Origin of the sequence: Streptomyces sp. NPDC057543 (assembly GCF_042801895.1) — a bacterium.
Classification (GTDB): domain Bacteria; phylum Actinomycetota; class Actinomycetes; order Streptomycetales; family Streptomycetaceae; genus Streptomyces.
In genome coordinates this window covers 1-25,486 of record NZ_JBHVFF010000104.1, presented here as the reverse complement: position 1 = coordinate 25,486, position 25,486 = coordinate 1, and the positions used below count along the sequence as shown (strand labels likewise).

Below are 25,486 nucleotides of genomic sequence, written 5' to 3'. Positions count from 1 at the left end.
CCCCGCGGCCCACCCGGGCCTCGGGGCGCCGCACGTGTCGGCGATCGCCGGAACGCCGCACCGGATGGTCCACGTCGAGAGCGTCGACCGCCCCCGCGCAGCGGGTGGCGCACACCGAGATCAGGAATCGTCTGCCACGGACGGGCCGTCTCTGACGGACGGGAGTTCCTGTTCGGTCCACAGGGCCTTGCCGTCGCTGCTGTACCGGGTGCCCCAGTGGGCGGCGAGCCGGGAGACGATGAACAGTCCGCGGCCGCCCTCGTCGACGGTTCGCGCATGGCGCAGATGGGGCGACACCCGACTGCTGTCGTGTACTTCGCAGGTGAGCGTGCGGTCCAGAATCAGCCGCAGGTGCAGCGGAGGGGTCCCGTAGCGGACCGCGTTGGTGATCAGTTCGCTCACGATGAGTTCGGTCGCGTCGGTCGTCGCCTCGTCCACGCCCCAGCCGTCGAGCCGGTCGCGCACGAGCGTACGGGAGATGGCGGGAGTGGTCCGGTCATGTGCCAGCTCCCAGGTCGCGACCCGGTCGGGGGGAACGACGCCGGTACGGGCGAGGAGGAGCGCGGCACCCTCCGGACAGGCCTCGGCCGGCAGGCTGTAGACCACGTCGTCGCACAGGTCCTGCAGATTCCGGCCGGGTCGCGCGAGTGCCTCCCGTACCTGATCCGAGGAATCCTCGCCGGCCAGGAGGGTTTCGGTGAAGAACGCCAGAACGCTGCCTTCGTCGAGCTCGAAGGCAGCGGTGGCGAACGGCGAAGTGTCGGTGGAGAAGAGCGAGGGCCCGTCGGGGACATCGAGGGGGGTCGTGGTGCCGTCGGGGGTGACGAGGACGAGTGACGGATGACCGGCCCGAGCCACGGTGCAGGTGCGGGAGAACGGGTCGTAGACGGCGTACATGCAGGTCGCCGTGGGTGCTTGCCTGTGCAGCCAGTCACCGGGCGGCAGCGCGGCCCGCTCGCGGGCCAGCCGGCCGGCGGTGTCGGCCAGTCTGGCCAGCACTTCGTCCGGCTCCAGATCGAGACCGGCCAGCGCGTGGATGACGGTCCGCAACTGCCCCATGGTGATGGCTGCCTGGAGGCCGGGCGCCTCGACATTGCCGACGATCAGGGCGGTGCGCGCGCCCGAGAGGCCGATGGTGTCGAACCAGCAGCCGCTGTTGCGTCCGGGCAGCAGGACATGTGCCGTCTCCACGGAGATGCCGCCGCCGTTGTGCTGGGGGAGGAGTCGGCGCTGCACTGTCGACGCGATCGCGTGGTCGCGTGCGTAGCGCCGCGCGTTGTCGATGCTCAGAGCGACGTGAGCGGCCGCTGTCAGAGCCAGTGGGAGATCGTTCTCCTCGTAGGGTTCCGTCCCCCGGCACCGGAAGAGACTCACCAGACCGAGGACCGTGCCGTGCAGCTTCAGCGGAACCACGATCAAGGAGTGCGCCCGGGTCGCTTCGATAAGCCGGACGCTCTCGGGGTCCGCTTCGAGCCACGGCGCCCGTGCGTCGATCTGGACGAGACGGGGCTTCAGATCCGATGCCGCCAGGGAGTACGGCGTACGGTCGGGCAGCCGGCGCATCTCTCCGACGAGGCCGCTCCGGTACTCGTCCGCGCCGAGACCTCGAACGGACGCGCGACGCAGGGGGACATCGGGCTCCAGGGGCCCCGGCGTCGGATCCGAGCCGCGCAGGACGTCATCCACCACCTCGACCACGGCGAGGTCGGCGAATGCCGGAACGACGGCCTCGACGAGTCCCTCGCAGGTGGCCGCCACATCGAGTGACCTGCCCACCTGCGTGCGCACCGCGGTGAGGCAGGCCGCCCGGGTGCGCGTCTTCTCCTGCTCATTGACGTCGACGACCGTGGCGAGCAGCCCCAGGGTGCGACCGTCCGCATCGTTCAGCCGGTAGACGGACACCATGAGGCTGCGGCTCCGGCCGGTGGAGTCGACGGGCCGACCGCGGATCACCCGGTCGTGTACGGCCGCGCCGCTGTCCAGCACTTTGCGCAGGACGCGCTCCGCCTTGTCCGGTTCTTCGAGGTGGTACGCCTCGGTGAAGTGACGCCCCACGAGGCGCTCGTCGGGGACGGCGCCGGACAGGGTGTTCGCCCGCACCACCCGCAGTTGGGTGTCCAGCACGTGCAGGCCCACCGCCGACTGGGCGAACAGGGTGCCGAGGACCGCTGCCTCCATGCCCTCGACCGCCTGCGACGCGGGGTCCGGTGCACCGGCGTCCGACACGGATTCACCCCCATCAGGCTGCGCCCGCCTGCTGGATCGGCGGGTAGGGACAAGAGTCGACGCACCCTGCGCGCCGTGCCACCGGTCGGTGGCGGACGGGTGAACCGCCGCCGACCGCGCCGAACGGCCGGAGCCTCCCGCTCCCTGTCGTCGATCGGTGCCGTGGCACAGGCTCGGGCGCCTCCGGCCGGACTCAGGCGCAGAGGGCCGCGGAGACGACGGCCTCGGCCTCCTCCTGCACGCGACCGAGATGGTCGCTGCCGAGGAACGACTCGGCATAGATCTTGTAGACGTCCTCCGTGCCCGAGGGGCGGGCGGCGAACCAGGCGTTCTCGGTGGTCACCTTGATGCCGCCGATGGGTGCGCCATTGCCGGGCGCCTGCGTCAGCACGGCCGTGACCGGTTCACCGGCCAGGGTGTCGGCCGTGACCTGCTCGGAGGACAGGCGCCCGAGAACCGCCTTCTGCTCCCGGTCGGCGGGGGCGTCGATCCGGGCGTACGCCGGCTCGCCGAACCGGTCGGTGAGCGCCGCGTAGTGTTCCGATGGCGACCTGCCCGTCACTGCGAGGATCTCCGAGGCGAGCAGCGCCATGATGATGCCGTCCTTGTCGGTCGTCCACACCGATCCGTCGCGGCGCAGGAACGAGGCCCCGGCCGACTCCTCGCCGCCGAACCCGAGCGATCCGCCGGCCAGTCCATCGACGAACCACTTGAAGCCGACCGGCACCTCGACCAGTTCACGGCCGAGACCGGCGGCGACCCGGTCGATCATTCCCGAGGAGACCAGCGTTTTGCCGATGCCCGCGGCGGCCGGCCACTGCTCGCGGTGCGCGTAAAGGTAGTCGATGGCGACGGCGAGGTAGTGGTTCGGGTTCATCAGTCCGGCGTCCGGTGTCACGATGCCGTGCCGGTCGGAGTCCGCGTCGTTCCCGGTCGCGATCTGGTACCGGTCGCGCCGGCCGATCAGCGAGGCCATGGCGTACGGCGAGGAGCAGTCCATCCGGATCTTTCCGTCCCAGTCCAGCGTCATGAACCGCCAGGTGGGGTCGGTCAGAGGATTGACCACGGTCAGATCGATCCGGTGCTGCTCCGCGATCCGGCCCCAGTACGCGACCGACGCGCCGCCCAGCGGATCGGCACCGATCCGCACCCCGGCCGAGCGGATCGCGTCCAGGTCGAGCACGGACGGCAGATCGGTGACGTAGCTGCCGAGGAAGTCGTACGTCCCGGTGGTCGACGCCGCCCGAGCGCGGGCGTAGGGCAGTCGGCGTACGTCCTTCAGGCCGGCCGCGATGATCTCGTTGGCCCGTTCCTGGATCCAGCCGGTGGCCTCGGAAGCGGCCGGGCCGCCGTTCGGCGGGTTGTACTTGAACCCGCCGTCGCCGGGCGGGTTGTGGGACGGCGTGACCACCACACCGTCGGCGAGCCGCGAGGTCCGGCCGCGGTTGTGAGTGAGGACAGCGAGCGACACCGCCGGGGTCGGGGTGTAGCCGTCGGCCGGATCGATGAGCACGGTCACGTCATTGGCGGCGAACACCTCGATGGCGGTGATCCTGGCAGGTTCCGACAGCGCGTGGGTGTCGGCGCCGAGGAAGAGCGGCCCGTCCGTGCCCTGCCGCGCCCGGTACTCGCTGATGGCCTGGCTGGTGGCGGCGATGTGGTCCTCGTTGAACGCGGTGGCCGTGGACGACCCGCGATGGCCGGAGGTACCGAACGCCACCCGCTGGTCCGGCACGGACGGATCCGGGTGCAGCGTGTAATACGCGGTCACCAGCCGGGCCACATCGGTGAGATCCTCCGGCCGGGCCGGCTGTCCAGCTCGTTCGTGCGGCATGTGCCACTCCTCCGTATCGGTCGGTCGTTGCGCTCTTCCCCGCGCCATTTTCGCGGGTGGCCCGCACCGGTCCGCGACTGCCCCGCCGTCGGCACGGCCGACGCGGCACGGGAGAACCGGGTTCCGGGAGAACCGGGTTCCGGGCGAATGCAGGAAGAGAAGAGACCAGAGACGGCCGTACCAGTCCGTACCCGCCGGCCGCGTTCTGCTGCGCGAGGCCACCGCCGAGGACGCGGGGGCGCGAGGGCTGCGGCACAGTGGGCATATGGACGATCTGAATGCCCTCGCCGACGAGCATCTGGCCGCCGCCCGCGCCTCCGCGCACGGCCGCAGCGCCCACCGCCTGCTGCATCAGGAACCCCTGCGCCAGACCGTCATCGCCCTCGCCTCGGGCTTCGCCCTCGACGAGCACAACGCACCCGCCGCAGCCTCCCTCCAGGTGCTCCGCGGCAGGGTGCGCGTCACGGCGGCCTCGGGCGATGTGGAGCTGAAAGCCGGAGCGCTCCAGCCGGTTCCGCAGGAGCGGCACGGACTGCTGGCGCTGGAGGACGCCGTGGTGCTGCTGACAGCCGTCAACGAGTGACGGAGACGGTCCCGGGACGTGCTGCGGAGGCCATCCGGACACGCTCCAAAACCCACAGGACGAGGCTTCCGGCGGCCAGCGAACCACCCAGAAGACAGATGCCGCTCCAGCCCGCCCGCGACCAGACCACCGAGGCCAGGGCGGCGCCGGCCGCACCGCCGAGGAAGAACAGCGTCATGAATCCGGAGTTGATCCGGTTGCGGGCCTCCGGGCGGAGCGCGTAGATCACTGTCTGACCGCTGTTGAGCCCCGCCTGCTGGGCGATGTTCAGCGAGATCACCCCGACCGCCAGCCACAGCAGCGAGGACTCGCCGGCCAGCAGCGGCAGCCACGAGAGCGTGAGGAGCGCGGCCGCCGTGCCCGATACCGGCTGCACCCGGCCGCGGTCGCTCAGCCGCGCCGCGATGTTCATGCCCACGACACCGATGACGCCCACCAGCCCGAACAGTCCGATGGCGGCCGCGTTCCAGTGGAAGGGGGGCCGGGTCAGCAGGAACGTCAGCGCGGTCAACTGCACGCTGTACGAGGCCATGGAGAAGGCGCCGATGGCCGCCCGCCACCGCAGCAGGGGTTCCTGCCGCAGCAGGGCCAGCGTGGAGCGCAGCAGTCCGGTGTACGGCATCGGCGCCGCGTCGCGCGGCCGGGACAACCGGGGGAGCCGGTTGTGCAGGAGTATCGCCATCACAGCCATGAGCAGCGCGTTCACCCAGTACGCCGTCCGCCAGCCACCGAGCTCGGACAGCGCACCGGAGGCCAGTCGTCCGAACAGCCCGCCGAGCAGGACACCGGACATGACGACGCCGACGATCCTGCCGCGTTCGGCCGGAGCCGCGAGGGCCGCCGCGAACGGCACCACAACCTGTGCTCCGACGGAGGTCAGCGCGGTGAGCAGGGTTCCCGCGATCAGCAGGGGACCGGTGGGGGCCGCGGCCGTCAACAGGAGGAAGAAGGCGGTGAGGGCGAACAGGAACACCGCGAGGCGCCGGCGGTCCATGACGTCCCCGAGGGGAACGAGCAGGATCAGGCCCAGCGCGTACCCGGCCTGGGCGGCGGTCACGATCAGCCCCGCCGCGGTGACACCGATGTGCAGATTCAGCTCGATGACATCGAGCAGCGGCTGCGCGAAGTAGTTTCCGGCAGCCGAGAGCCCGGCGGCGAGGGCCATCAGCAGGACCAGGCCGCGACCGGGCGCGGATGGATCGGGGAGCGTGCGTGGGACGACGGCCCGGCCGCGCGTCCCGTGGGTGGAATGAGCCATGTCCCTCAGCGTCGGGGATCCGCATCGATGAGTCCAACACATGTTTTTCATTTCATCGATCGTGGTTCACGATGAATGGATGGAACTTCAGCAGATGCGGTACGTCGTCGCGGTGGCGGAACTGGGCAGCTTCACCCGCGCCGCGAAGAGGTGCCTGGTCGTCCAGTCGGCGCTGAGCCATCAGATCGCCCGGCTCGAGAAGGAACTGGGCGCCCGGCTCTTCGACCGCACCAGCCGTCAGGTGCGGCTCACCGCGGCGGGCGAGGCGTTCCTGCCGGAGGCCAGGCAGGCGCTGGACGCGGCGGAGCGGGCCCGGGCCGAGGTCGCCGCCACGACGGGGGAGGTCCACGGCCGCCTCGCGGTCGGAGCCATCCCGACCGTCTCCGCGGTCGACATCCCGGCCGCGCTGCGCGCGTTCCACCTCCGCTACCCGAAGGTGCACATCGTCCTGCGGGACGGGGCGAGCAAGGACCTGGTCCAGGAGGTACGGGACGGCACGCTCGACGTGGCGTTCCTGGGCGTGCTGCCGAGCTACCGGCCGAAGGGCGTGAGCGATCACGAGCTCGCCACGGGCGAACTCGTCGCCGTCGTCGCCCCCACCCACCCCCTGGCGGGGAAGCCGGAAGTGCGGCTGGAACGGCTGGCGAAGGAGATGTTCGTCGACTACCCCGACGGCACGGCGGCCCGGGCGCAGTCGGAGGAGGCGTTCGCGGCGATGGGGCTCACCCGCGAGGTGGCGTTCGAGGTCAGCGGCACCGACTTCATCGTGCGGCTGGTCCGCAGCGGGCTCGGCATCGCCATGCTGCCGGCCGCCTTCGCGGCGGAACTGCCCGGCGTACATGTGCTGCCCGTCCGTGATGCGCCCGCCCGCACGGAACGGCTGGTCTGGAGCCGCTTCCGCCCCGCCCCGGCCGCCGAAGCGTTCCTGACCGGGCTCGGTGTCGATACCGGCTGAGGACTCCGTTCAGTCATCCGGCAGCGCCCGGCGGCGATGCCGCAGGAAGTCCTGCTCGGCCGTGTTCCGCGTACGGTCGACGGCGGCCTCGTACACCGACGCGGCGTCCGAGGCCACGAAGAAATTCTCCCCGAGGCTTGTGGGAGCGCTCCCGGGCTCGGCAGGATGAGGCGATGACCCAGCCCGCCGGCCCACGGGCCTACCACTCCGACGACCGCGCGGCCCTCGTGGACATCTGCGTCCGGACGGCCGACAACGGTGGCGACTCCCGGCATCTGTACCCGGATCCGGAGCTGATGCCGTCGATCTTCGCCGCGCCGTACGCGTACCTCGAACCCGATCTGGCCTTCGTGATCGACGACGGTACGGGCCGGGCGGTCGGCTACATCGTGGGGACCGCCGACACGGCGCGCTTCGTGACGGAGTTCCGCAAGCGGTGGCTGCCCCTCGTAGCAGACCGTTTCCCGGAACCGGACGGCCCGGCGCGCACCCCCAGCGAGGAAATGACCGTTCTGCTGCACGCCCCGGAGCGGATGATCATTCCCGAACTGGCCGCCCATCCCGCCCACTTGCACATCGATCTGCTGCCCACGTGGCAGCGGAAGGGGTACGGCAGAGCGCTGATGCGCAAGTTCCTGGCTGCCCTGCGAGCCAAGGGAGTGGATGCCGTGCACCTGTCCATGCTCACGGCCAACACCCCGGCCAGAGCCTTCTACGACCGGCTCGGTTTCGTTGAGCTCCAGGTACCGGACCCCGGGCCGCTCACCTACCTGGGGCACACGACCGAAGCGGACCTGTAGCGGACCGTTGCCATCGGCGGGACGACGCCCCCCCGTCCGGCCATGCGCGGATGTCTTCGCGTCACATGTGCCGGACCGGCCGCACAAGGGGATGTCGCGGGGGTTCGCTGGGCAGGTACTGGTGTACGGCCCTGAAGACGGGGCGCAGTGGCCGCCGGCGAGGTGCGTGTGACGTGAGGGAGCGGACCGTGTGGCAGTTCTCCGACGATCGTGGACAGTTGTCGACCGCTGGGCGGTGCCCGACGCGGGTGCTCGCCTATGTTCAGGCCGGAGCGACCCTGTGGGACCACGGGATACGCCCCAGCGCGATATTCGGCTCCGGTCATGACGATCGCACCGTGCCGGACCGGGCGAAGACCGGATCGTTGGCGTTGACCGAGGTCCGCTACCTCGGTGCGGGCGGCACCCTGGACGTGGACACCCTGCTGGGCGGTGAGCCGGATCTTGTCGTGGCCGTCAGCTACGGCGGCGGGCAGGTCTACGGGCTCGCCCCGGAGACCGCCAAGCATCTGGAGGAGCACGTCCCGGTCGCCGTCATCGACGTCGGCCAGGCGCGTACTTTCGCGGAGATCGGCGACCGGTTCGCGCAGCTGGCCCGATCGCTCGGCGCCGGGGAACCCACGACGGCGACCCGGGACCTGGACGCCGCCCGGGACCGGCTGCGCACGCTCGCCGCCGGACCCGACCGGCCCCGGGTGGTCGCCCTCTCCCCGGCCGGGGACGACCGGACGCATCTCGCCCGCCCCCGCATGTGGCCGGAACTGCGCGTGCTGGCCGAGCTCGGTGTCGACCTCGTGGAACCGACGGACGGGCCCGGCGCGAACTGGTCCACGGTCGGCTGGGCACAGGCCGCGTCGCTGCGCCCAGCCGTCGTGCTCGCCGACGTCCGGGCCAACGCCACCCCCCTCGACGAACTCCGGGGGAACGCGGAGTGGGCGGCGATCGAACGTGCCGCCCGGGTGCTGCCCTGGAACCCGGAGCCGGTCTGCAGCCCGCAGGCCCACGCACGATTCCTGACACTCGTGGCCGACGCGCTGGAGGCCGCCGCCCACCCGCGATGACGTACGCGGCCCGAGGGCGTCGCCGCCCCGCCCGCGTGTGCCGATGCCCCGTACGGACGTCAGCGATCGCGCCGGGCGTCCCGGTTCGCGAGGCTGGCCAGGAGCGCCCCGAGCCGACCCCGTACGTTCCCAGGAGCAGGCATGCAGCAGGACAAGCACCCGCCCTACCGCCCCGTGGTCTTCCGCGACCGTTCGGCGGGCTACGCCTTTCTGACCCGGTCCACCGCGTCGAGCGAGCAGACGATCGACTGGGACGACGGCAACAGCTACCCCGTCATCGACGTGGAGATCTCCGCGGAGAGCCACCCGTTCTTCACCGGGAAGGCCCGCGTGGTCGACTCCGAGGGGCAGGTCGCCAAGTTCGAGCGGCGGTACGGGGAGGAGGGGCGCAAGGGCGCCTCCTGACCCGCGTGCGGCCCCGAACCCGACCCGCGTGCGGAGTTGAACCTGACCCGCGTGCGGACCTGAGCCCGACCCGCGTGCGGACCTGAGCCCGACCCGCGTGCGGAGTTGAACCCGACCCGCGTGCGGAGTTGAACCCGACCCGCGTGCGGAGTTGAACCCGACCCGCGTGCGGACCTGAACCCGACCCGCGTGCGGAGTTGAACCCGACCGCGTAGGGACCCGAGTCCCCCGGCCCTCCCCACAGGGTCGGGGGACTTCGTCCGTCACGCCCTTGATACCGTCCGGCCGTCGTAACCTGTCCACAACATCCCCGGGACCAGGGCGCCCTCGGCACCGCACTCCAGGAGACCCCACCCTCATGCTCGACAGACTCGCCCTGCTGGTCATCGGCGAATGCGTCGCCGACATCGTCCGGCTGCCGGGTGCGGCCGATCAGGTCCACCCGGGAGGCAGCCCGGCCAATGTGGCCTACGGCCTGGCCAGGCTCGGGCACGGCACCACCCTGCTCACCCAGCTCGGCCAGGACCACAACGGACGGCTGATCAGGGACCACCTGGTCGCTGCCGGGGTGGGGGTCCGCACGGACGGTGCCACGGCGCCCACCCCGTCCGCCGCCGTGACTCTGGACGACGTCGGCCGGGCCGCGTACACCTTCGACATCACCTGGACGCTCGCCCCGGTGCCCCCGGACCGGCCGCCACACCATGTCCACACCGGTTCCCTCGCTACGGTGATGGCACCCGGTGCGGCCACCGTCCTCGCCGCCGTCGAGTCGCTGCGGACGTCCGCGACCATCAGCTACGACCCCAATGTGCGACCCGAACTGATGGGGGACCACGACGCGGCCGTCCGCGAGGTGGAGCGCTGCGTCGCGCTCAGCGACGTGGTCAAGGCCAGTGACGAGGACCTGGAGTGGCTCTACCCGGACCGGGATGCGCGGGAGGTCGCCGAGCGGTGGCTCGCCAGTGGCCCGGCCCTCGTCCTCGTCACCCGGGGACGCGACGGCGCCCTCGCCGTCCTTCCCGGCGGGCAGGTGACGGTCGACGCGCTGCCCACCGACGTGGTCGACACGGTGGGGGCGGGCGACGCCTTCATGTCGGGAACCCTGCATGCCCTCGCCGCACAGGGACTGCTCGGCGCGGACGGCCGTGAACGGCTGCCCTCGCTGGACCGGGCCACCGTGACCGAGGTCCTGCGCCACGCCGCGGCCTGCGCCGCCGTGACCGTCGCACGGGCCGGGGCCAACCCGCCGGACGAGGCGGAGTTGAACGCGGCCCTCGCCCGGGGCTGAACGCGACGGCGCCGCAGGGCCTGCCCCGAGTTCACCGGAGTCCGGGCGCCGCCGGACGCGGCGTGCGGTCTTCGTCGAGGAACTCGACGACGGCGAGAGCGAACAGCGCGCACAGTGCGATGCACACGGTGACCAGGCCGGTCGGCCGGTCCCACACCACCAGGACCGCGGCGGCCACCACGACCACCGTCCAGTTCAGCCAGGCCCTGGCCCGGTGCACCCACCTGCCGACCGGGCCGCCGGTGACACCGGCCGCGTCCCGTACCGCACCGATGCCGCCGCTCCACATGGCCTCGACGCGAGTGGCGGCGCGGCCGGCACCGGTGAGCCACGCGGCGAGGGCCACCACGATGCCGAGCGTGATCACCACCCGGACAAGGGTGCGTGCCGGGCCGGCCAGGGCATCGAAGACGGAACCGGCCGCCGGCTGCGACACCTCGGGCGGGAGGCTGTCGAGATAGAACGCGCGGCCCAGCCACATGGCGACCGCGAGCACCGCGGCACCCGCGGCGACCGCGAGCGCCGTCGTGACCAGTGCGCGTCGGCGGCGCACCGCGAGCAGCACCCCGCCCGCGGCCAGGGCCAGGGTGACCGGCGGCAGCCAGAAGCCGATGATCTGGAGGGCCCGGAACCCCCTCTTCGCCTTGCCGACCGCGTCGGAGGTCAGCACGGTGAAGTCGGTGTGGATCTCGGGGATCTTCGCGGCGATCGTGAGCCCCCGGTCCACGAGGCGTTGTTTCACCCGGTCGATCACGGGTGCAAGGTCGATGGTGACGGTGTCGTTCGTGAGCTTCACCGCCCCGTTGCCGCTGCCGGTCAGTGCCTTCAGCGTCGCGGACTGGGCGGCCCGGTTGAGACCGGTCCAGATCGTCGCGAAGGCGTCGCTCGTGACGAACTTCTCCACGGTTCCGTGGACGAAGCCCGTGACTCCCGTGGTGAGGGGGCCGCTCAGGCGAGTGAGCGCCTTGTCGACCACCGGCCGGTCCGCGGGGGCGACATCGGCCAGTAACGCCTTCACGTCCAGGTGCTTCATGACGGCCCCGGTGACGCGGTCGCTCACCGCGGCCTGCACATGGGGATCGGATGCGAGGGGCGCCATCATCGCCACATAGTTGTCCGTGTCGCCGAGCTGGTTCTTCGCCCAGGTGGACACGATGCTCAGCGGTGTGAGGACGGCCGCGACGAGGATGAGCAGTACGGCGAGGAACGAACGGGCCCGCAGCCGGTGCCGCCCCGGGGCACGGGCCTCCAGCGCCGTCACCCGGGCGCGCAGCGCCTCCAGTTCCGTCAGTTCCGTGCGCGCGTCGGGGGATTCCGACCGGTTGTCGTCCGCTTCCATGACCCAAGGGGATGCTCCACCGGTGCGGACAGCGCGGTGGACTGCTGCGGACGGGTGAACGCGCGTACCGGACGCGCGGCGCGGATCCGTCCACCCGGCCCATCGGTGACCCGTTCGGCCCAGTGAGCGCAACCTCGCCGGGGCTACTGCCGTTCGACAACCGGTAGGCGTGATCGATTACGGCGGAGGGGGCGGAACATGGGGCGGGCGGACATGGGTGTCGCGGTGACGGGAATGGGGCTGGTGACTCCGGCGGGTGCGGACGAGCACACCTTCTGGGCGGGACTGTGCGCCGGCGTCTCCGTGGCCCGGCGCTGCGACGAACTGGCGGGGCTGCCCGTCGACTTCGCCTGTCCGGTGGACGGGATCGATCTCGACGAGGCCGTCGGCGGACGCGCGGTGTGGCGGATGGCACGGTTCGTGAAGATGGCGCTGGTCGCCGCCCGGCAGGCGGTGGCGGACGCCGGGCTGTCGCCGGAGCGGTGGGACGGCGGCCGGGTCGGTGTGGTGCTGGGCGTCGGCGTGGGCGGGGTGTCCGCGCTCGTCGACAATGTGCGCAGGCTGGACGGTCAGGGACCGGACGCGGTGTCGCCGCTCCTGGTCCCGATGATGATGCCCAACGCGGCCGCCGGGGAGGTGGCCATCGCGTTACGGGCGTACGGCCCGAGCCTGGCACCGGCCACGGCGTGCGCGTCAGGGGCGACCGCGATCGCCGTGGCCCGCGACCTGCTGACGAGCGGCCGGTGCGATGTGGTGGTGGCGGGCGGCGCGGAATCCGTACTGACTCCGCTGGTGGTGAGCGCCTTCGCGGGCATGGGTGCGCTGTCCCGGCGGAGCGGCGATCCGGCCGCGGCATCACGGCCGTTCGCCGCGGACCGGGACGGTTTCGTGATCGGTGAGGGTGCCGCCGCGCTCGTGCTGGAGCGGACACCCGCCGTCTACGCCCGCGGCGGGCGGCCGCGCGCCCTGCTGACCGGTGCGGGCTCCGGCACCGACGCCCATCACCCCACGGCCCCCGGCCCGGACGGAGCCGGGCCGCGCAGGGCAGTGGAGGCGGCGCTGAACGAGGCAGGCTGGGCGGCCCACGAGATCGATCACATCAATGCGCACGGCACGTCGACGCCGCTGAACGACGCGATGGAGACGGAGCTCATCGCGGAGCTGTTCCCGCACCGGCCGTCGGTGACGGCGTCCAAGGGCGTGCTCGGGCACACCCTCGCCGCGGGCGGGGCGATCGAGGCGGCGGCCACCGTACTGACCCTGGAGCAGGGGCTCGTCCCGCCGATCGCCAACCTGGCCTCGCTGCCGGACGGGTTCGACCTCGACTGCGTGGTCAAGGAGCCCCGCACGCAGTACGTCGAGCGGGCGCTCAGTCACTCCTTCGGCTTCGGCGGGCACAACGTCGCGCTCGCCTTCCAGCGCGTCGAACCGGACGGTCCGCGGCGGACGGCCCCCGGTGTCCTCGCCGTCGACTGAGTCGTTCTTGTCGCATGACCGCAATGATCGACGATCCCTCCACCGAGCCGTCCACGGACTTGCTCACCGCTGTGCTCCTCGGCGACAACTACCGCCGGGAGCACGGCTTCTGGCAGCGGCTGATCAGCACGGAGCCGTTCCGCCGCCCGGAGCGCCGTACCCCCGCCGAGCGCCTGGGCCTCACGTACGAGCGGCTGCGCGTCCTCAACGACCGCCTCGACAGCGGCGCCCGGCTCGCCGCCGACTCACGCGCCCTCGCGGCCCTGCACGAATGGCTCGGGCCGGTCGACCCGGCACTCGCCACGGTGGCGGGCATCCACTACAACCTCTTTCTCGGCACCCTCCTGGACCACGAGGGCGACACCCGGCGCGACCTGTCGGACTTCCTCCGGCTACGGAGCATCGGCACCTTTCTCTGTACGGAGGTGGCGCACGGCAACGATGTGGCCGCCATCGAGACCGTGGCCGCCTACGACCGCGCGCGCGACGGCTTCGTGCTGCACACCCCGCATGCGGGCGCCCAGAAATTCATGCCCAACACCAGCCCGGCGGGCGGCCCCAAGACGGGGCTCGTGGCCGCCCGGCTGCTCGTCGACGGCAGCGATCAGGGGGTCTTCCTCTTCCTCGTACCGCTCACCGATGCCCTACGGGCCCTGCCCGGTGTGCGGGTCCGCAGGCTTCCCGCACGCATGGGCAGTCCGGTGGACCACTGCGTGACCTCCTTCGACCAGGTCTTCGTGGGACGCGACGCGCTGCTCGGCGGGGACCACGGACGCATCGGCGACGACGGCGGGTTCAGCAGCACGGTCGACAACCGGAGACATCGACTCCGTATGTCGATCGGACGCGTCGCCTCCGGAAAGATCTCGATGAGCGCCTGCGCGGTCGGCTCCGCGCGCGCGACACTCGCCGTCGCCGTCCGCTACGGCGGCCACCGGTACATCTCCGGGCCGCGCGGCTCGCGGCAGGTACCGGTGATCGCCCACCGCAGCCACCACGGCCCCCTCGCCGTGGCCATGGCCACCGTCTTCGCGATGAGCCTGCTGCACCGCAGGGCCCTGGACCGCTGGGAGCGGCGGGAGGACGGCTCGGGCGCGGGCCCGGAGGAGGCGGAGCGGCTGGTCGCCGTGGCCAAGGGGTGGATCACCTGGCGGGCCAGGTCCGTGATCGTCGAATGCCGTGAACGGTGCGGCGCCCAGGCGCTCCTGGAGAACAACGGCATGAGCGAACTGCTCACCGGAGTGGAGGGCGCCATCACCGCCGAGGGCGACAACCTGGCCATCCATGCCAAGGCGGCCGCGGAAATGCTCTTCGCCACCGAACCCGCCGGGTGCGGAACCCCCCGCGGCGGCACACCCGGTGATCTCGCCGACCCCCGGTTCCTCGGCGGGCTCCTGGCGGCCCTGGAGGAGATCTGGTTCGACCGGGCCAGGGAGCGGATGGGCCGCGCGCCGCACGGTGATCCGCTGGGGCGGTGGAACGCCGCGGCCGGGCCCGCCCTGCGAGGCGTCGAGGCCCACGCCCACCGGCAGGCGGCCGAGGCGTACACGGACGCGGTGGCCGGTCTGCCGGACGGACCCGCGCGCGAACAACTCATCGAACTGCAAAGGCTGTTCGCGCTCGACTGGATCGCCCGGAACAGCGGTGACCTGCTGGCCGCAGGTCATCTGACAGGTGATCAGGTCAACCGGCTGCCGGAGGCCGTGGATCAGCTCATCACCACCGTCGCCCCCCGACTGCCCGCCCTCGTCGACTCCTTCGCGCTGCCGCGGGAACTGCTCGCCGACTGGCCCATCGCGGGGGCCGATTACGTCGACGCGTACGACGACCCGGCGGCCGCCTGGCAGCAGCACGGCGGCCGGACGACGGCTCAGGGACCGCGGTGAGGGTCGTGACCAGGGCCGGAACGGGCCCGCGGACCCGCCGGGTACGGGAGGCGTCCGGGGCCCTCGGCGTCCGGGTCGTGCTGTTCGCCTTCTGGGGTACGGCGGCCGTCCTGGCCCGGTGGTGCGGACCCCGTGGAAGAACGTTGCCGAATCGGTTCGCCCCAAGGCGTAACTGGAGGCACGCCACCCAGTTGATCCGGCGTCGGGGCGATTCCCCCACCGTCCCCGGCAGCCGTACCGAATGATGGAGAGGAAGCTCATGAGTACGATTCATCCAAAGATCACCGAGGTGCTCACACACACCTTCAAAGTGCCCGCCGCCGAGATCCGCCCGGATTCCACGATGGACAGTTTGGAGATGGACTCCCTCGCCGTCGCGGAGTTCGCCGTCCTCATCAGGGAGACGGCGGGCGGCGGTGGGGACTTCGACGGGCTTCCCAAGGGCGCCACCCTCGCCGACATCACACGGTTCATCGACGCGACAGCGGACCGCGGGACCCCGGCGAGCGGCTCGGCGCCGATGAGCAACGCGCGATGAACAGGCCCGCCATCGCCGTCACCGGTCTGGGAATGATCACCCCGGTCGGCAACGACACCGAATCCACCTGGAAAGGTGTGTGCGCCGGGGTCTCGCCGGTGCGTACCGTCGCGGCACTCGAAGGCTGTGCGATCGACTTCGCCTGCACCGTCGACGGAATCGATCTGGACGCCGCGATCGGCGGGCGCACGTCCTTCCGGATGGGGAGGTACGTCAAGCTCGCCGTCCTCGCCGCCCGGGAGGCGGTCGCCGACGCCGGACTCGACCCGGAGCGGTGGGAGGGCAGCAGGGTCGCGGTGGTCGTCGGCACCAGCAGCGGTGGCTCCGCCTCACTGACCGAGCAGGCCGTCGTACTCGACCGGCACGGACCGGACGCCATCTCACCGTCGGGCATCCTGCTCACCATCCCGAACATGCCGGCGGCCGAGATCGCGATCCAGTTGCGGGCCACCGGTCCCAGCATGGCACCGTGCACCGCGTGTTCGTCCGGTATCACCGCCTTGTCCGTCGCCCGTGATCTCCTGGCCACCGGGCAGTGCGACATCGCGATCGCCGGAGCCACCGAGTCGATCGTCTACCCGGCCGCCATGGCCGGGTTCGCCCGGTCCGGAGCCGCGGCCCGGGCGCACGGCGACCCGGCCAGGCGGTGCCGGCCCTTCGCGGCCGACCGTGCCGGGCTGGTCATGGGCGAGGGCGCCGCCGTCATGGTGCTGGAACGGGCGGCGGACGCCGCAGCCCGGGGCGCCGGAGCCCGGGCGCTGCTCGCGGGCACCGGCGCCACCACCGACGCCCACCACCCCACCCGTCCGCACCCGTCCGGCGCGGTCGCCCGGGCGGCGGTCGAGGCCGCGCTGCGCGACGCGGGCTGGGCGGCCGAGGACGTCGAGCACATCAACGCGCACGGCACGGCGACGCCGATCAACGACGCCACCGAAGCCGCCCTCATCGGCCGGGTCTACCCGCACCGGCCGCCCGTCACCGCCCCGAAGGGCGTACTGGGGCACTGCATGGGGGCGGCCGGAGCGATCGAGGCCGGACTGACCGTCCTCACGCTCCAGCGCGGAGTCGTACCGCCGATCGCCAACCTGGACGCCCCGGCACCCGAGTTCGACATCAACTGCGTCACCGAAGAGCCGCTGCGGCTGCCTGTCCGGCGCGCCGTCAGCCACTCCTTCGGCTTCGGCGGACACAACGCCGTGATCGCTCTTCAGCGTCCGTAGGCATCAGGCAGGTGGTGCGACGGGGAGCACAGCCCGGCGTACCACCGGCCACACCGCCCATGAGCTGCGTGGACGCGCATGATAGCTTGCCAGGGCCAGTCGAACTCCACGTAGGAGTCAGGGAATCCGGTGAGAATCCGGAACTGACGCGCAGCGGTGAGGGGGACGGGCGGGGCCACGGCCACTGGGAACCACCTTCGGGTGTCCTGGGAAGGCGTCCCGTCCGACAGAACCCGAGTCCGAAGACCTGCTGGCGGCTGCGACCCGGTACCGGGCGCAGAACTCCAACGGGCTCCGCGCATGGGCCCAGAGACGCAGAGGGACTCCGTGCCGTCCACAGCCAGCTCCGTCCGCACCATCGCCCTGCTCACGGCGGGACTCGTCCTGCTGACCGCCTGCGGCGGCGGAACGAGCAACTCCGCCGCGAAGTCCGGCTCCGCCGACGGATATCCGGTGACGCTGAAGAACTGCGGGCGCACCGTCACCGTCGAATCCGCGCCGCGCCGCGCCGTCTCCGTCGACCAGGGGTCGACGGAGATCCTGCTGTCCCTCGGCCTCGCCGACCGGCTGGCCGCCACCGCGACCTGGACCGACCCGGTGATGAAGGGTCTGGAGAAGGCCAACGCCGAGGTCCCCAGGATCGCCGACAACCGGCCCTCGTCGGAGAAGGTCCTCGACCAGGAGCCCGACTTCATCAGCGCGTCGTTCGAGTCGACCCTCGCCAAGGGCGGCGTCGCCCCCCGCGAACAGTTCGAGGAACTCGGCGTCCCCACCTACGTCTCGCCCGCCGACTGCACCGGCAAGGACAACAGCGGCCGTGGCGACGGAGCCCGTACCGAGCCACTGACCATGGACAGCGTCTACGACGAAGTGCGCGACCTGGCCAGGGTGTTCGGCGTGCAGGAGCGCGGCGACTCGCTCGTGGCGCGGCTGCGGGCCCGGGTGAAGAAGGCGACCGGGTCCATCGACGCCTCCGGTACCACCCTCCTCTACTGGTTCTCCGACTCCAAGGCCCCGTACCTGGCCGGCTGTTGCGGAGCACCCGGCATCATCACCGGGGAACTCGGCGCGAAGAACGTCTTCGACGACACGCACGAGGAATGGCCGCAGATCAGCTGGGAGACCGTCGCCGACCGCAACCCCGACGTCCTGGTCATCGGCGATCTGACCCGCAAGGCGCAGACCGCCGAGAGCGCCGCGAAGAAGATCGAATTCCTGGAGTCCAACCCCGCCACGAAAAACATGGACGCCGTCAGGCACAAGCGGTACATCCTGCTGAGCGGCCAGGCCATGAACCCGTCCATCCGGACGGTCGAGGGCGTGGAACGCGTCGCCGCCGGGCTGCGCACGTTCGGGCTCGAGGGGTGACGGACACCGAGCGGCCCACGGCGGCGGGCGCGCGGCGGGCCTCCGAAGCGACCGCGCGCGGCGGGGACGGTGCACGGAAGGTGTGTGGCGGGGACGGTGCACGGAGGGTGCGTGGCGGGGGCCTGTGGGCCTGCGGCGTCGCGCTGCTCGTGCTGTCCATCGCGGTCGCCGTCACCATCGGCCCCGCCCCTATATCCGTCGCCGACGTCTGGTCCACGGTGGCCGCCCACCTCGGCTGGGGCCGGACGCGGCTCACCCCGATCCGGGACGGCATCATCTGGAACCTGCGCATGCCGCGCACCCTGCTCGCGGCGGTGTGCGGGGCCGGACTCGCGGTGTGCGGCACCGTCATGCAGTCCCTGCTCCGCAACCCGCTCGCCGACCCGTTCGTCCTCGGCGTCTCCTCCGGTGCGTCGACCGGCGCGGTCGTGGTGGTCGTCCTCGGGGTCGGTGGGGGAGCGGTGTCGCTCTCGGCCGGCGCGTTCATCGGCGCACTGTGTTCGTTCGCCCTCGTTCTGCTGCTGAGCCACACCCTGGGCGGCACGACCGACCGGGTCGTCCTCTCCGGTGTGGCGGCCATGCAGCTGTTCTCCGCGCTCACCTCCTTCGTGGTGATGACCTCCGCCGACGCCGAGCAGACCCGCGGGGTGCTGTTCTGGCTGCTCGGCTCGCTCGGCGGGGTCGGCTGGACCGACGTGTGGATCTGCTCCGCCGTTCTCGTCCTGACGCTGCTGGTCTGCCTCGGGCACGCCCGTACGCTCGACGCCTTCGCGTTCGGCGTGGACGCCGCCGCCGCGCTTGGCGTCCAGGTCGCCCGCACCCGGATCGTGCTGCTCTGCACGACCGCGCTGCTGACCGCCGCACTCGTCAGCTCGGCGGGCGCCATCGGCTTCGTCGGCCTGGTACTGCCGCACGCCGCCCGGGCGCTCTCCGGCTCCGGGCACCGGCGGCTGCTGCCGGTCACCGCACTGGCCGGGGCCGTGTTCCTGGTCTGGGTCGACACGCTCGCCAGGACGGTCCTCGACCCGCAGGAGGTGCCGGTGGGTGTCGTCACCGCGCTCATCGGCGTGCCCGCATTCGTCCTGGTCCTGTACCGCACCCGGAGGGTCACATGACAGGGGGAGCCACTGACGGGCTGCGTGCCGAGCGGGTCAGCAGGGAGGCGGGCGGCCGCCTCGTCCTTGACGGGGTCCACCTCGCTCCGCCGCCCGGCGCGACCGTCGGCCTGATCGGGCCGAACGGCTCCGGCAAGTCCACCCTGCTGCGGGTGCTCGCCGGAGTCCTCGCCCCGGAGACGGGCGTGGTCACCCTCGACGGCCGACGGCTCGACGCGATCGGCCGCCGGACCGTGGCCCAGCGGGTCGCCGTGGTCGACCAGCATGCCGTCACCCAGGTCGAGTTGAGCGTCCTGGACGTGGTGCGCCTGGGGCGCGTCCCGCACCGCAGAGCCTGGTCGGCGCCCGGCCGGGCGGACGAGGACGCGGTGCGCGAGGCCCTGGAGAGGACCGGTCTCTCCGAACGTGCCGGCCAGTCCTGGCACACCCTCTCCGGAGGCGAGCGGCAACGCGTCCAGATCGCGCGCGCACTGGCTCAGCAACCGCGTGAACTGCTGCTCGACGAGCCGACGAACCACCTCGACATCCAGCACCAGCTGGAACTGCTGTCACTGATCACGTCGCTGCCCCTCACCGGTGTGATCGCTCTGCACGACCTCAACCTGGCCGCGATGTTCTGCGACCCGATCGTCGTCCTGAAGGAGGGACGGGTGGTGGCCGCCGGAACCCCCACCGATGTGATTACCGAGGAACTCATCGCCGATGTCTACCGGGTGCGGGCGCGGGTCGCCCCGGACGGCCCCGACGGGCGGCCTTCGGTGCGCTTCCTGCCGGCGCACTGACGGCGAGAGAGCGGGCCCTGGTACGGCACGGGCCCGCCCCTCACTCGCGCTCTCGGTGCGGCTGCCGGCCGCTCTGCGCGGGGGTCAGCGGCGGCGCCCTCGGCCGGGCTCGCCACCCATGCCCTTGCCTCCGATGTCTCCGCCCCCGATGGTCTTGTCGTCCGCCGCGTAGTCGATCTGTTCCTTGCGGAGTTCGGCGGAGACCTCCTTCTGCTCGGTCACCTTCTTGGTCTCCATGCGCACCCGCTCGACCGGCACAGTCTCCTTGCGTGTGGTGGCGCGCTCGGCGTGCAGGGTCAGCTCGACGTCCTGCTCGCGGATTTCCGTGGGCCCCGTCGCCCTGTCGCCGGGCCGCAGCGGTTCACGGATGACCCGTACCTCTTCGTGCATCACCGGCACCGTCCTGGTCACGTTCTCGGTGACGACGTACTTGTGCAGGCGTGCCTTGCCGCTCTCGTACTCCTCGGTGCCGACTTGCAGTTGCTCCTCGCAGCGGATCAACTCCTCCTTGCCGCCGACGTCCGCGGCGGACCGCTCGGCACCCGCGCCGGCGCCGACGAGGGGCCGGGCCGTGCCGGCCGTCCCGGTGTCGCGGTGCCTGCCCGGACCCGTACCGGTTCCCGCGTCGGCCATGCCGGTCGTGCGCGACGTGGTGGTGCGGGAGGTGTCCGTACCGGAGGCGGAGGTGCCGGCCGCGGTGGGCCGGTCGCTGCCGGAGGTACGTCCGGTGCCGGCCGCGCCCATGGCTCCGGTTCCGGCGGCTCCCGCCGCGCCCGTGGCCGTGGTGCCGGTCCCGGACGTCGTGGTGCCCGACTGCCCGCCGAGCCGCGCGGTGGTGTTCCTGGCGAGGCCGTAGTGGCGGTAGAGCTCCTCCTCCTCCGTCACCGACAGATGCGCGTCCGCGTCCACCCGGGGGGCTTCCTTGACGCGCTCCTTCGGATGCGTGATGTGCAGGTCGGAGCCCACGCGACGGGCCCCGGCGAGCGGCACGAAACTCTCCTTCATGCCGAACAGGCCGGTTTTCACCGTGATCCAGTCCGGGCGGCCGGTGTTGTCGTCGACGTACACCCGGCCCACACTGCCGATCTTCTCGCCCGCGGTGTCGTACACCGTCAGGCCGTCGAGCTCTCCGGAATCCGTGAAACCGTCAGCGGCTCCCATGGCCGATCCCTCCTCGCCCGGGCGCGTCCTGTGGCTGGATCCATCAGGGGAGGCGCGTCCGATTTCCATCGCGCCTCACCCGGATGGACGCTGCAACCTCCCGGGCTGCGCAGGCCGGCCGTCACATGTGCGGCGCTTCGGCGGTGACCGCCCGTCACGGTGGTGCGGACGCCACCTTTCCGTTAGGCCGATCGGGTGAAGCGTGGAAGCTGTGCGCCTCATGCGTGAGCTCCTGACCGTGCGAAGAACGCATGCCTGCGGGCGGCACGCCCACGCGCCGACGCCACCGGTGCGACCTGTCCCGCCACCGCCTGTGAGCAGCACATTCGCGCCGCGGAGGCGAATTCGCGGCAAACCCTTGACACCCGCTGGGGGCACCCGCATCCTTTCGCCAGAAAACGCAACGGCGTTGCGATTTCCGCACCGGTAGGCGGATGACATGGACGAAGGAGGTCCGTCCCCATGACGGAGCACGGCAAGGACACCGGCACCCCGGCCGAAGCCGGAAACCGGGTCCCCGGCGTCCTGCAGACCGTGGACCGGGCCCTGCTCGTCCTGCTCACCTTCACCGAGCAACGGCCCGAGTGGGGTGTCAGCGAACTGGCCCGTCACCACGGCTGGGACAAGGCCGTCGTCCAGCGACTGCTCACCACGCTGACCGCGCGCGCCTTCCTGGTCTGCGACGACCGCACCCGCCGATACCGCCCCGGACCCGCCCTGTCCCGGCTGGCCAGGGTCGGCGAACACAGCGGGATGCTCTCCTCGCTCGCCCGGCCGGTGCTCGCCCGGCTGCTCCGCGAGACCGGCGAGAGCATCGTCCTCAACGTCCCGCACGGCGGCAGCTACCGCTGCGAAGCCGCCGTCGACGGAACCGGCCCCGTCCGCTACACGGCGATCATCGGCGCGGTCATGCCCGGCCACGCCGGAGCGTCCGGACACGCCATCTTCGCGTACCACCCCGAACGCGAGATCCGGCAGATGTTCGGCCCCACCGGGCTGACCCGTTTCAACGACCGCACCATCACCGACCTGGACGCCCTGCTCGCCTGCTACGCACAGGTCCGCGCCGATGGTTACAGCATCAGCCACGGCGAGTACGACGAGGCCGTGACCGCGGTCTCGGCCCCCGTCTTCCAGGGCGACGGCGTCCCCGCCTCCCTGACCGTCATCGGTCCGTCCCACCGCGTGGACCGGGCCGCCGACACCCTTGTGACGCTGGTCCGCGCCGGAGCGGCGGAGATCACCGCCGCCCTCGGCGGCTGAACCGGCCCACCGCAGAACCTCCCACCGCTGCGAGCGCGGTACCCGCGTCGCCGGTGTGCCGGGCCATGCCCGCGCACATCCGCCGACGACCTACCCAGTCCTGCTCACCGAAGGGGGTGCCCCATGGCGCACCATGTCTCCGCCCCGGACCCTGCCCCGCCGCCGGGCCCCGACACCGACGACACCCGCTCGCATCCGCGCACCCTGGAGCCCGTGCTACTGGTCATCCTGGTGGTGCTGGCCGCGGTCGGTGCCGTCATCGGTATCGACCTGGTCTCCAAACTGGGCATCTCCGCCAACACCTCCGTGGTCGGCGCCCTCGTCGCCATGCTGATCGGCCGCATCCCGCTGGGCTTTTTGCGCCGGATGCGCTCCGTGCACCGGCAGAACCTCGCCCAGAGCGCCATCTCTGCCGCCACCTTCGCCTCCGCGAACGCACTGCTGACCTCCGTGGCCGTGCCGTACGTATTCGGGCGCAAGGACCTGGTCTGGCCCATGCTCGCGGGAGCCTTCATCGGCCTGGTCGTGGACGCCTGGGTGCTCTACCGCGCCTTCGGCTCCCGGCTGCTGCCCGCCGACGCGGCCTGGCCGCCCGGCACGGCCGCCGCCGAGACCATCAAGGCCGGCGACCGGGGAGGACGCCGGGCCCTCATCCTCGCCGGAGGTACGGCCGTAGGCCTGGCCGGAACCCTCTTCAGCCTGCCGCTCTCCGCAGCCGGCGTCGCCTTCCTCGGCAACGTCTGGGCCCTGATGATGTTCGGCATCGGCCTGCTGCTGCGTCAGTACAGCCCCGACCTCTTCCACACCGACCTGGGCGCCGGATACATTCCGCACGGCGTCATGGTCGGCGCCGGAATCGTGGCGCTCGGTCAGGCCGTGCATCTGCTGATCGGGCGTCGCGAACGCAAACGACAGGCGGCCGTCGAGGACACGCGGGTCGCGGCCGTCCCGGCAGACCCGAGCACCGTGTACACCGTCGACGAGCGAGCACTGCGGCTCTCCCTGATCCGCGGCTACGCCCTGTTCACCGCCGGCGCCGCGATCCTCGCCGTGCTCGGCGGGCTGGCCGGCGACATGAGCCCGCTCGGCATCGTCGGCTGGGTGCTGTTCGCCGCCTTCGCCGCCCTGGTCCACGAACTGATCGTCGGCCTCGCCGCCATGCAGTCCGGCTGGTTCCCGTCCTTCGCAGTCACCCTGATCTTCCTCATCCTCGGCCTGGCCATCGGAATCCCGTCCGTGCCGCTCGCCCTTCTGGTGGGATACGTCTCCGCCACCGGCCCCGCCTTCGCCGACATGGGCTACGACCTCAAGGCCGGCTGGCTGCTGCGCAGGGACCACCGCCCCTGGGACCCGTTCGAGCGCGAAGGCCGCCGCCAGCAGTTCCTCGCCGCCCTCATCGGCTTCGCCGTCGCCCTCGTCGTCGTCGCCGTCGCCTGGCGCTCCTACTTCGGACAGGGCCTCATCCCGCCCGTCGCCAAGGTGTACGCCGACACCATCAAGAGCGGGCTCAGCGACCCGGACGCGGTACGCACCATGCTGCTCTGGGCCGTTCCCGGCGCCGCCATCCAACTGCTCGGCGGCACCCGCAGACAGATGGGCGTCATGCTCGCGACCGGTCTGCTCATCCTCACCCCGCAGGCCTGCTGGCTCGTCCTGGGAGCCCTCGTCGTCCGGGTCGGCTACCGCAAGCTGCGCGGCCCCGCCGCCGACGAGGAGCTCAACCTGGTCGGCGCCGGACTGATCGCGGGCAGTTCGCTCGGCGACTCCGCCCAGATCCTCAAGACCTGACGGCCCCTGAACCACTCCCCGTACCACCGCATCACTCAGCACCCCCCCGCACGGCAAGGAGAACCCTCCATGGACATGTACAGCAGGCTCGAACCGCGTCCCGAGTACCTCAGCTTCGAACTCGCCCTGGCCGCCCGCAAGCTCGTCGAGGAGGTCATGCTCGTCAAGCGCGGCGAGCACGTCGTCCTCACCGGCGACACCAGTAGCGACCGCCGGGTGATCGAGGCCACCGCGCAGGCCGTCGCCGCCGTCGGCGCACACCCCGTCGTCGTCTGGTACGAGACGCTGCCCGGCGCCTCCATGGAACCGCCCCGGCCCGTGGCCGGAGCCATCGCCGACGCCGACGTGTGGATCGAGTTCGCCGTCTCGTACCTGATGCACTCCGACGCCTTCCGCGCCGCCATGGCGAACGGCTGCCGCTACACCAACCTCACCGCGATGGACGTCCAGATGCTGGTCGCCACCGTCGGCCGCCCCGACTTCCAGGGCGTCATCCGCCTCGGCAAGGCCCTCGTCGCACTCCTGGAGGCCGCCGACGAGGTCCGTATCACCTCCGTCAACGGCACCGACCTCGTCGGCCGCAACGGCGACCGGCCGATCAACCTGCGCGGCAAGCCCGCCGAGAAGCCCGGCGAGACCGTGATGCTCTCCGGTCAGATCTCCTGGAACCCCCTCGAAGAGACCCAGGACGGCGTCCTCGTCTTCGACGGGGCCCTGTGGCCGCCGGACGAGATCGGACTGCTGCGCTCCCCGGTCCGCTGCACCGTCGAGAAGGGCGTCGTGACCAGGATCGAGGGCGGCGCCGACGCGGACACCTTCCGCCGCTGGATGGAGTCCTTCGACGACCCGAACATGTTCCGGATCGCGCACTGGTCGCTCGGCTTCAACCCGGGCGTCCTCGCCCCGACCGGCCGCATCGTCGAGGACGAGCGGGTCTTCGGCTGCGTCGAGCTCGGCATCGGCACCAAGGGCGCCTGGATCGGCGGCGAACCGTGGGTGGCCGCCGCCCACACCGACGGCAGCGTGCTGGGCCCCTCCATCTACCTGGACGGCGTCGCCATCGAGGAGAACGGGCGCTACGTGCACCCGGAGCTGGTCGAGATCTGCCGCGACCTCGGCGTCGCCGGCTACTGAGCC

The 25,486-nt window shown here is 71.8% G+C and carries 21 protein-coding genes and 1 riboswitch; of the genes, 16 read left to right on the top strand and 5 right to left on the bottom strand.

All coding sequences use genetic code 11. The features are described from left to right. Positions 1-120: 120 nt before the first annotated feature. Together ACFU8Q_RS19090 and pgm are read right to left on the bottom strand one after the other, a co-directional pair. Complete coding sequence (locus ACFU8Q_RS19090; protein ID WP_384455029.1) at positions 121-2,226, bottom strand: SpoIIE family protein phosphatase; 2,106 nt, start codon at positions 2,224-2,226, stop codon at positions 121-123. 193 nt (positions 2,227-2,419) lie between these two features. After that, the gene (gene pgm / locus ACFU8Q_RS19085; protein WP_384455026.1) at positions 2,420-4,060 is read right to left on the bottom strand and encodes a phosphoglucomutase (alpha-D-glucose-1,6-bisphosphate-dependent); all 1,641 of its coding nucleotides are present in this window, start codon (positions 4,058-4,060) and stop codon (positions 2,420-2,422) included. A 265-nt stretch (positions 4,061-4,325) separates the two neighbouring features. Between pgm and ACFU8Q_RS19080 the strand changes: the two genes are divergently transcribed. Then, on the top strand, positions 4,326-4,643 hold the full coding sequence (locus ACFU8Q_RS19080; RefSeq protein ID WP_384455024.1) for a cupin: 318 nt from the start codon (positions 4,326-4,328) through the stop codon (positions 4,641-4,643). Here the strand turns inward: ACFU8Q_RS19080 and ACFU8Q_RS19075 are convergent. Beyond that, positions 4,633-5,901 carry an MFS transporter gene (locus tag ACFU8Q_RS19075; RefSeq protein WP_384455021.1) on the bottom strand — a complete coding sequence of 423 codons (1,269 nt, stop codon included), beginning with the start codon at positions 5,899-5,901 and terminating at the stop codon, positions 4,633-4,635. The two genes, ACFU8Q_RS19080 and ACFU8Q_RS19075, sit on opposite strands and share 11 nt — an antisense overlap. 79 nt (positions 5,902-5,980) lie before the next feature. On the opposite strand from ACFU8Q_RS19075, the gene ACFU8Q_RS19070 reads away from it, so the two are divergent. The 5 genes from ACFU8Q_RS19070 (at position 5,981) to ACFU8Q_RS19050 (ending at position 10,413) form a co-directional block, all read left to right on the top strand. Next, positions 5,981-6,856, top strand: coding sequence for a LysR family transcriptional regulator (locus ACFU8Q_RS19070; RefSeq protein WP_384455018.1), 876 nt, complete (start codon positions 5,981-5,983; stop codon positions 6,854-6,856). 173 nt (positions 6,857-7,029) lie between these two features. Beyond that, positions 7,030-7,656 carry a GNAT family N-acetyltransferase gene (locus ACFU8Q_RS19065; protein WP_384455015.1) on the top strand — a complete coding sequence of 209 codons (627 nt, stop codon included), beginning with the start codon at positions 7,030-7,032 and terminating at the stop codon, positions 7,654-7,656. Positions 7,657-7,829: 173 nt separating this feature from the next. Then, positions 7,830-8,717, top strand: coding sequence for an ABC transporter substrate-binding protein (locus tag ACFU8Q_RS19060; RefSeq protein ID WP_384455012.1), 888 nt, complete (start codon positions 7,830-7,832; stop codon positions 8,715-8,717). Positions 8,718-8,858: 141 nt separating this feature from the next. Continuing rightward, entirely contained in the window at positions 8,859-9,122 is a 264-nt protein-coding gene (locus tag ACFU8Q_RS19055; protein WP_384455009.1) for a type B 50S ribosomal protein L31, read from the top strand. A gap of 358 nt (positions 9,123-9,480) precedes the next feature. Further along, entirely contained in the window at positions 9,481-10,413 is a 933-nt protein-coding gene (locus ACFU8Q_RS19050) for a carbohydrate kinase (protein ID WP_384455007.1), read from the top strand. Between the two features lie 31 nt (positions 10,414-10,444). Here the strand turns inward: ACFU8Q_RS19050 and ACFU8Q_RS19045 are convergent, their stop codons facing one another. After that, on the bottom strand, positions 10,445-11,752 hold the full coding sequence (locus ACFU8Q_RS19045; protein ID WP_384455004.1) for a hypothetical protein: 1,308 nt from the start codon (positions 11,750-11,752) through the stop codon (positions 10,445-10,447). A 198-nt stretch (positions 11,753-11,950) separates the two neighbouring features. On the opposite strand from ACFU8Q_RS19045, the gene ACFU8Q_RS19040 reads away from it, so the two are divergent. From ACFU8Q_RS19040 to ACFU8Q_RS19010, 7 genes are all read left to right on the top strand, one after another. Continuing rightward, positions 11,951-13,228 carry a beta-ketoacyl-[acyl-carrier-protein] synthase family protein gene (locus ACFU8Q_RS19040; protein ID WP_384455001.1) on the top strand — a complete coding sequence of 426 codons (1,278 nt, stop codon included), beginning with the start codon at positions 11,951-11,953 and terminating at the stop codon, positions 13,226-13,228. Between the two features lie 14 nt (positions 13,229-13,242). After that, entirely contained in the window at positions 13,243-15,114 is a 1,872-nt protein-coding gene (locus ACFU8Q_RS19035; protein ID WP_384454999.1) for an acyl-CoA dehydrogenase, read from the top strand. 259 nt (positions 15,115-15,373) lie between these two features. Continuing rightward, positions 15,374-15,652: an acyl carrier protein gene (locus ACFU8Q_RS19030; RefSeq protein WP_384454995.1), complete on the top strand. Its 279-nt coding sequence runs from the start codon at positions 15,374-15,376 to the stop codon at positions 15,650-15,652. Beyond that, on the top strand, positions 15,649-16,872 hold the full coding sequence (locus tag ACFU8Q_RS19025) for a beta-ketoacyl-[acyl-carrier-protein] synthase family protein (protein ID WP_384454992.1): 1,224 nt from the start codon (positions 15,649-15,651) through the stop codon (positions 16,870-16,872). The genes ACFU8Q_RS19030 and ACFU8Q_RS19025 overlap by 4 nt, the downstream gene beginning before the upstream one ends. A gap of 79 nt (positions 16,873-16,951) precedes the next feature. Then, positions 16,952-17,142: riboswitch (cobalamin riboswitch) on the top strand. Between the two features lie 30 nt (positions 17,143-17,172). After that, positions 17,173-18,240 carry an ABC transporter substrate-binding protein gene (locus ACFU8Q_RS19020; protein WP_384454989.1) on the top strand — a complete coding sequence of 356 codons (1,068 nt, stop codon included), beginning with the start codon at positions 17,173-17,175 and terminating at the stop codon, positions 18,238-18,240. An 80-nt stretch (positions 18,241-18,320) separates the two neighbouring features. Next, entirely contained in the window at positions 18,321-19,355 is a 1,035-nt protein-coding gene (locus ACFU8Q_RS19015; protein ID WP_384455032.1) for a FecCD family ABC transporter permease, read from the top strand. Next, positions 19,352-20,137, top strand: coding sequence for an ABC transporter ATP-binding protein (locus ACFU8Q_RS19010; RefSeq protein ID WP_384454987.1), 786 nt, complete (start codon positions 19,352-19,354; stop codon positions 20,135-20,137). The genes ACFU8Q_RS19015 and ACFU8Q_RS19010 overlap by 4 nt, the downstream gene beginning before the upstream one ends. Positions 20,138-20,221: 84 nt before the next feature. Here the strand turns inward: ACFU8Q_RS19010 and ACFU8Q_RS19005 are convergent, their stop codons facing one another. Further along, positions 20,222-21,298 (bottom strand): DUF2382 domain-containing protein, encoded by a 1,077-nt coding sequence (locus tag ACFU8Q_RS19005; protein ID WP_384454984.1) that lies wholly within the window; start codon positions 21,296-21,298, stop codon positions 20,222-20,224. Between the two features lie 462 nt (positions 21,299-21,760). On the opposite strand from ACFU8Q_RS19005, the gene ACFU8Q_RS19000 reads away from it, so the two are divergent. The 3 genes from ACFU8Q_RS19000 to ACFU8Q_RS18990 all read left to right on the top strand — a co-directional run bounded on the left by ACFU8Q_RS19000 (position 21,761) and on the right by ACFU8Q_RS18990 (position 25,483). Continuing rightward, positions 21,761-22,561: an IclR family transcriptional regulator gene (locus ACFU8Q_RS19000; RefSeq protein ID WP_384454982.1), complete on the top strand. Its 801-nt coding sequence runs from the start codon at positions 21,761-21,763 to the stop codon at positions 22,559-22,561. 123 nt (positions 22,562-22,684) lie between these two features. Next, complete coding sequence (locus tag ACFU8Q_RS18995) at positions 22,685-24,349, top strand: OPT/YSL family transporter (protein ID WP_384454975.1); 1,665 nt, start codon at positions 22,685-22,687, stop codon at positions 24,347-24,349. A gap of 69 nt (positions 24,350-24,418) precedes the next feature. Further along, on the top strand, positions 24,419-25,483 hold the full coding sequence (locus ACFU8Q_RS18990) for an aminopeptidase (RefSeq protein ID WP_384454972.1): 1,065 nt from the start codon (positions 24,419-24,421) through the stop codon (positions 25,481-25,483). Positions 25,484-25,486 lie beyond the last annotated feature (3 nt).

Excerpts from the sequence above, each read along its gene's own strand:
- pgm (WP_384455026.1), bottom strand. The coding sequence starts at position 4,060 with ATGCCGCACGAACGAGCTGGACAGCCGGCCCGGCCGGAGGATCTCACC.
- ACFU8Q_RS19080 (WP_384455024.1), top strand. The coding sequence starts at position 4,326 with ATGGACGATCTGAATGCCCTCGCCGACGAGCATCTGGCCGCCGCCCGC.
- ACFU8Q_RS19075 (WP_384455021.1), bottom strand. The coding sequence starts at position 5,901 with ATGGCTCATTCCACCCACGGGACGCGCGGCCGGGCCGTCGTCCCACGC.
- ACFU8Q_RS19070 (WP_384455018.1), top strand. The coding sequence starts at position 5,981 with ATGGAACTTCAGCAGATGCGGTACGTCGTCGCGGTGGCGGAACTGGGC.
- ACFU8Q_RS19065 (WP_384455015.1), top strand. The coding sequence starts at position 7,030 with ATGACCCAGCCCGCCGGCCCACGGGCCTACCACTCCGACGACCGCGCG.
- ACFU8Q_RS19055 (WP_384455009.1), top strand. The coding sequence starts at position 8,859 with ATGCAGCAGGACAAGCACCCGCCCTACCGCCCCGTGGTCTTCCGCGAC.
- ACFU8Q_RS19050 (WP_384455007.1), top strand. The coding sequence starts at position 9,481 with ATGCTCGACAGACTCGCCCTGCTGGTCATCGGCGAATGCGTCGCCGAC.
- ACFU8Q_RS19045 (WP_384455004.1), bottom strand. The coding sequence starts at position 11,752 with ATGGAAGCGGACGACAACCGGTCGGAATCCCCCGACGCGCGCACGGAA.
- ACFU8Q_RS19040 (WP_384455001.1), top strand. The coding sequence starts at position 11,951 with ATGGGGCGGGCGGACATGGGTGTCGCGGTGACGGGAATGGGGCTGGTG.
- ACFU8Q_RS19035 (WP_384454999.1), top strand. The coding sequence starts at position 13,243 with ATGACCGCAATGATCGACGATCCCTCCACCGAGCCGTCCACGGACTTG.
- ACFU8Q_RS19030 (WP_384454995.1), top strand. The coding sequence starts at position 15,374 with ATGAGTACGATTCATCCAAAGATCACCGAGGTGCTCACACACACCTTC.
- ACFU8Q_RS19025 (WP_384454992.1), top strand. The coding sequence starts at position 15,649 with ATGAACAGGCCCGCCATCGCCGTCACCGGTCTGGGAATGATCACCCCG.
- ACFU8Q_RS19020 (WP_384454989.1), top strand. The coding sequence starts at position 17,173 with ATGGGCCCAGAGACGCAGAGGGACTCCGTGCCGTCCACAGCCAGCTCC.
- ACFU8Q_RS19010 (WP_384454987.1), top strand. The coding sequence starts at position 19,352 with ATGACAGGGGGAGCCACTGACGGGCTGCGTGCCGAGCGGGTCAGCAGG.
- ACFU8Q_RS19005 (WP_384454984.1), bottom strand. The coding sequence starts at position 21,298 with ATGGGAGCCGCTGACGGTTTCACGGATTCCGGAGAGCTCGACGGCCTG.
- ACFU8Q_RS19000 (WP_384454982.1), top strand. The coding sequence starts at position 21,761 with ATGACGGAGCACGGCAAGGACACCGGCACCCCGGCCGAAGCCGGAAAC.
- ACFU8Q_RS18995 (WP_384454975.1), top strand. The coding sequence starts at position 22,685 with ATGGCGCACCATGTCTCCGCCCCGGACCCTGCCCCGCCGCCGGGCCCC.
- ACFU8Q_RS18990 (WP_384454972.1), top strand. The coding sequence starts at position 24,419 with ATGGACATGTACAGCAGGCTCGAACCGCGTCCCGAGTACCTCAGCTTC.